This is a genomic window from Acinetobacter sp. NPDC052428 (assembly GCF_044547685.1).
In the GTDB taxonomy this organism is placed as follows: Bacteria; Pseudomonadota; Gammaproteobacteria; order Pseudomonadales; family Moraxellaceae; genus Acinetobacter; species Acinetobacter lwoffii_G.
Window position 1 is genome coordinate 1 of sequence record NZ_JBIUAT010000062.1, and the last position, 4,762, is coordinate 4,762.

The 4,762-nt window shown below is 39.3% G+C and carries 4 protein-coding genes; 2 read left to right on the forward strand and 2 right to left on the reverse strand.

Annotated elements, in window-relative coordinates; translation table 11 throughout:
• The first annotated feature begins 554 nt into the window (after positions 1–554).
• Positions 555–1,604 (forward strand): 3-deoxy-7-phosphoheptulonate synthase, encoded by a 1,050-nt coding sequence (locus ACIG3F_RS15890; protein ID WP_396470520.1) that lies wholly within the window; start codon positions 555–557, stop codon positions 1,602–1,604.
• 435 nt (positions 1,605–2,039) lie between these two features.
• On the opposite strand, the gene ACIG3F_RS15895 is transcribed toward ACIG3F_RS15890, so the two are convergent.
• A complete protein-coding gene (locus ACIG3F_RS15895; protein WP_396470521.1) occupies positions 2,040–3,374 on the reverse strand; it encodes an ISNCY family transposase in 1,335 nt (444 codons plus the stop codon).
• Positions 3,375–3,489: 115 nt separating this feature from the next.
• On the reverse strand, positions 3,490–4,467 hold the full coding sequence (locus tag ACIG3F_RS15900; protein WP_396470522.1) for a GlxA family transcriptional regulator: 978 nt from the start codon (positions 4,465–4,467) through the stop codon (positions 3,490–3,492).
• A gap of 132 nt (positions 4,468–4,599) precedes the next feature.
• Here ACIG3F_RS15900 and ACIG3F_RS15905 point away from each other — a divergent pair, with 132 nt between their 5' ends.
• Positions 4,600–4,740, forward strand: coding sequence for a hypothetical protein (locus ACIG3F_RS15905; protein WP_396470523.1), 141 nt, complete (start codon positions 4,600–4,602; stop codon positions 4,738–4,740).
• Positions 4,741–4,762 lie beyond the last annotated feature (22 nt).

Below are 4,762 nucleotides of genomic sequence, written 5' to 3' on the forward strand. Positions count from 1 at the left end.
ATATCAAAATTTCGGAAAATAGAAAGTAACTTAGACCAGTGTTGATCATTCAGCATTGTACGAGGCATAGCGAGAAGTAAATTTGGTTTGGCGATTAAATTTTACTTTCTCGCTATTTTTTTGAACAGAAAATGTCAACAGACCCTAGAAAAGTTAATAAATATTTTTTTATATTTAATGCTTGTCAAATGCTCACAGAGCGCGTATTTTAATTTCAGAATCACATTTTATGAAAGACATAACATGTTAAAGCAACCTATCATTTCAAACGCATATTTTTATTTCTGGCAGTTTAGCTAATTGCCTGAACGCGTTTGGGCAATGAAAAGGTTGCCCACCAGTTTATACCTGATCGGCAACCCTGATCAGGTTTTTTTATGCCTTTCATTTTTTACAATATTTTGGAGACAGCCATGACAAACTTTAACTATTCATACTTTAACAACTTTTATTGGTCTTATTTTAGTCAGCTAATGACACTCACAACACCTTCGATTAGACCCATAACGCTCAAATAAAAGTTTGGACTGATTGCCAGTCCCAGGATTAAAGTCATGAATACCCCAAATACATCACAACAACATCATGCTGAAAGCATTTTAATTTTACCTCAGCAGCTTAAGCAGCAATTGCCACTGTCTCCGCAATTAGCCAGCCAAGTCGCTGAACACCGTCAAACTATTCAAAATATATTAGAAGGCAAGGATCATCGTTTAATGGTGGTCACAGGCCCATGTTCCATTCATGATGAAGCTTCCGCGCTAGACTATGCAGAAAAATTAAAACAACTTCAGTCACAGCTATCTGATCAGATTTTCCTGGTGATGCGTGCTTATATTGAAAAACCACGGACTACGGTGGGTTGGAAAGGTTTCCTTTACGATCCAAATCTGGATGGTTCATCCAATATGCAATTGGGCTTGGAAAAATCCCGTGACTTATACCTAAAAATTATTGAAATGGGCCTGCCAATCGCTTCGGAAATTCTTAGCCAAATGGCAACTGCTTATTTCGATGATCTATTGGCCTGGGGAGCGATTGGCGCACGTACCAGCGAATCACAAATTCATCGCGAAATTTCCAGCCATATGCCGTACAGCATCGGTTTCAAAAATGGTACTGATGGTTCGATCCAGATTGCACTAGATGCCATCCAGTCTGCCTCTCATCCGCATCAATTCTTGGGGATGAGCCAGTCTGGTTTACCATGTATTTTACACTCGCAAGGTAATCCGAAAGCACATTTGATTTTACGTGGCTCGAATAGCGGACCAAATTACCAATTGTCAGAAATTGAGAAAATCCGGGCCAAACATCAGATCGACTTACCGGCATTGGTAATTGACTGTAGTCATGGCAATAGCTCAAAAAATCCGATGCTACAGCCTAAAGTACTGGAACAGATCGTAGCAGAACGCTTACAGACCAATGTTCGTGGCGTAATGCTAGAAAGTCATTTGGTAGATGGCAACCAGAAAATTTCTGAGCAAATGACTTATGGTCAATCTGTTACTGATGGATGTCTGGGCTGGACAAAAACCGAACAACTGTTGTTAAATATGACTGACTCACTACGACTCGAAGGTTTGAAGCGTAGTGCTTAAAATCATGGTCATGTCTTTCCTCAATTGATTGGGGAAAGACAGAAAAAGTTAATGAGGAAATTTACCTTGATGTTTAAAATTGCTCATTAAACAGTTTAAAATATAATGAATGAAAAGATGCTAAGGTCGAGATTAATTTTTACTAAGATATGCATAACATATGTCTAAATGTTATCCCCAGAAATTGGGGACAGTTTTGGCCCTAGGAAGACCGGGCCATTGAAAAAATCCTCGATTCGATTAAAAAGTGATCAATTTTATTGGCAAAATATTACAAACATGATTAAAAAAATACGAGTTGTTAAAAAGTCTATTTTTTGATCTTTCTGGTTTCGGGTTTATTGATTTAAGTATTTGATAAGTAATACTATTTAAAAATGTTGTTATTCACCAATTAAAATGTCTATGCGATAAACCATTTAAAATGTCCTGTTTTTAACCACAAGAGTCAAGCACAGGATTTAAATTTCTTTGTTCAATAACAACTTTCTGAGCTTTACGACTTGGCATACTTTTCTGGGCCCGGGAACGTTTATTCTGTTTTTCCAACTCTTCATGCTGTTGCTGAATATGTGCCAGAACTGTACCTAACCGTTTATTCTCAACGATCTCATTCTGCTGTAGCCCAGCTAATTTATTGAAAATGCTGTAGTTGAGCTTTCGTCCCTCGTGCATGAGGGCCACAGTCCCATCCGGGTACTCCAGAAATGAAATATATTGCCCAACAAGCTTATGATTCAGCTCTGTCGGTTCAAGCAGATAAATACATTTGTCATAGGTCAGGGTCAGATTCTTGGTGACCTTACGCGGTTCCTGCCAGGTAAAAATATCATCCAGTTCAAGATGAGATTCGGTTAATGGCCGATGTAAATTCTTTGAGTTTCGCGCACACTTGGCAAACTTCTGATTGAAATGCTCAATAAAGCAGGGCAGCCAGGCATTTGCCTCGGCAATTGAACAGATACCTTCTAGGCGCATTTCCTTGATCAGGCGATCCTGGAGTGTTCTATTGGCACGTTCCACACGGCCTTTGGCCTGGGGTGAGTTGGCGAAGATAATATCAATATTTAACTCATTCAGAATCCGCCCAAATTGCGTGATCTGGCTATCTCGGCTCGATTTCTGATTCACTCGGAATACCGAGTGTTTATCGCTATAAAACGCTAAAGGCTTGCCGTATTGCTCAATGTAGGCTCGGGTTGAAAGCATATAATCAAAGGTCGTTTCAGCCTCACAAAAGCGCAGATGCAACAGCTTTCCAGTGGCGTCATCGATATAAACCAGCAAGCAGCATTTGGAAGCTCGACCTTCAAACCAGTCATGATATGAGCCATCGATCTGGATCAGCTCACCGAAGCAATCACGGTTGTATCGAGGCTGATATGGACGTTTCAGGCGCTTGGATCGAGGAATCCACAGGTCATTTGCAGTCATCCAGCGACGAACCGTTTCTACCGGGATATGCAGGCCAAACATGCTGCTGAGCTTCTCATGAGCCAATGTAGGACCAAAGCCAAGTAAATGTTCAGAAATAATGGAAAGACATTCTGATTTTAACAGAACGTCATGGCGACGATGACTCGGTTGACCACGACTGGCATGTGCCATACCTGAGACACCATCTTGATTGAGCTTCTGCAATAACCGGGTAATTTGACGGGTGGAAAGATTCAGGATTTCAGCAGCACGGACCTGGGTAATACGATGATCTCTAACGTCTTGCAGAACTGCAAGACGTTGAATTTCTTTATCAGACATAGTGATCAGCATTTATATTTTATATCCAGTCCATGGTGATAAAAACCATCATAAACCAGACATTTTTATTGGTGAGAATATAGACATTTTGAATGGGTTCTAACAAATGTATTTCATATAATGCCCATTATGTTAAATGGGGCGGATTATTCTCATTAATGATCCCAAAAGCTTTTCTCCATGCCTGAGGGCTGGTGCCATATTTTTCACGAAAATTTTTTCTAAATGACACGGTATTATTAAAACCTGAAAGCTCGGTTATCTTTTCGATAGACAAGTTTGTTGTTTCTAAGAGTTCACAACTTAATCTGATTCTTTCAGTATTCAGCCAATCGACTAAGGTCATACCTGTCGCTTTCTTAAAATGCCGTGTGAACGTCCTACGTGTCATATGTGTCCGTTCAGCTAGGCTTTCAATATTATGTTGTACAGCTAAATTCTTTCTTAAAAAATCAAGTAATAGGTTAATTTGTGCATCTTGGCTCGATTCTGCTACTGGCTGTTCAATAAACTGAGCTTGCCCACCTTCACGGTGAGGCGGAATTACCATTACTCTAGAAACTTTATTCGCAATTTGTGCATTATAGATTTCACGTACCAAGTACAAGCAGCAGTCTAATGCTGCGCCTGTTCCTGCAGAGGTTACGATCCTTTGGTCTTCTACATATAGGGCATCATGATCAAGCTTAACCTGTGGAAATCGCTCACTAAAATCTTGTTCAGCCATCCAGTGCGTAGCTGCTTTTTTATGATCAAGTAAACCAGCATATGCCAATGCATAAGTTCCATAGCATAACCCTACAATTCTAATTCGAGTCTGATACGCACAATTTAGGGCATCGATAAGTACTTGTTCAGGCTCATGATTAAAATCATCCCATCCAGGAATAATAATAAGATCCGACTCTTTAATGAGTTCAATCCCACCATCAGGGATAATCATCATAGACTGTTCTGTTTTTACGGGTTGGCCATCTATAGAAAAAATTTTCAGATCAAATAAGCGTTTATCTTCAATCCTGATATTGAAAATGATATGGGGAATAGAGAAGTGAAATGGATTTATATTGGGATAAACGAATAATCCAATCACTGGTATAGCCATTCGATCTACCTCTCTAAAATAACAAATATAGCATGTTGTCCCAATAGTTTCGATGATTGTCCTTACGGACAATTTTATTATTTGATTTTTCCTATCATGATTCGAGTATGACTAAATGATTGGATCTGGAACATGAATAAAATTTTAAGTAGCTCTGTTATTGCACTCTCTCTGGCAATGGCTTCAGTCCATTTATATGCGAATGATAAGGTGGTTCAGCGAGATACTTCTAAAGTTACGAATATAAAAGAAATTCGCAATGCAACGTTTTAAGTAACCTATGCTGATACGACTT

Excerpts from the sequence above, each read along its gene's own strand:
- ACIG3F_RS15890 (WP_396470520.1), top strand. The coding sequence starts at position 555 with ATGAATACCCCAAATACATCACAACAACATCATGCTGAAAGCATTTTA.
- ACIG3F_RS15895 (WP_396470521.1), bottom strand. The coding sequence starts at position 3,374 with ATGCTGATCACTATGTCTGATAAAGAAATTCAACGTCTTGCAGTTCTG.
- ACIG3F_RS15900 (WP_396470522.1), bottom strand. The coding sequence starts at position 4,467 with ATGGCTATACCAGTGATTGGATTATTCGTTTATCCCAATATAAATCCA.
- ACIG3F_RS15905 (WP_396470523.1), top strand. The coding sequence starts at position 4,600 with ATGAATAAAATTTTAAGTAGCTCTGTTATTGCACTCTCTCTGGCAATG.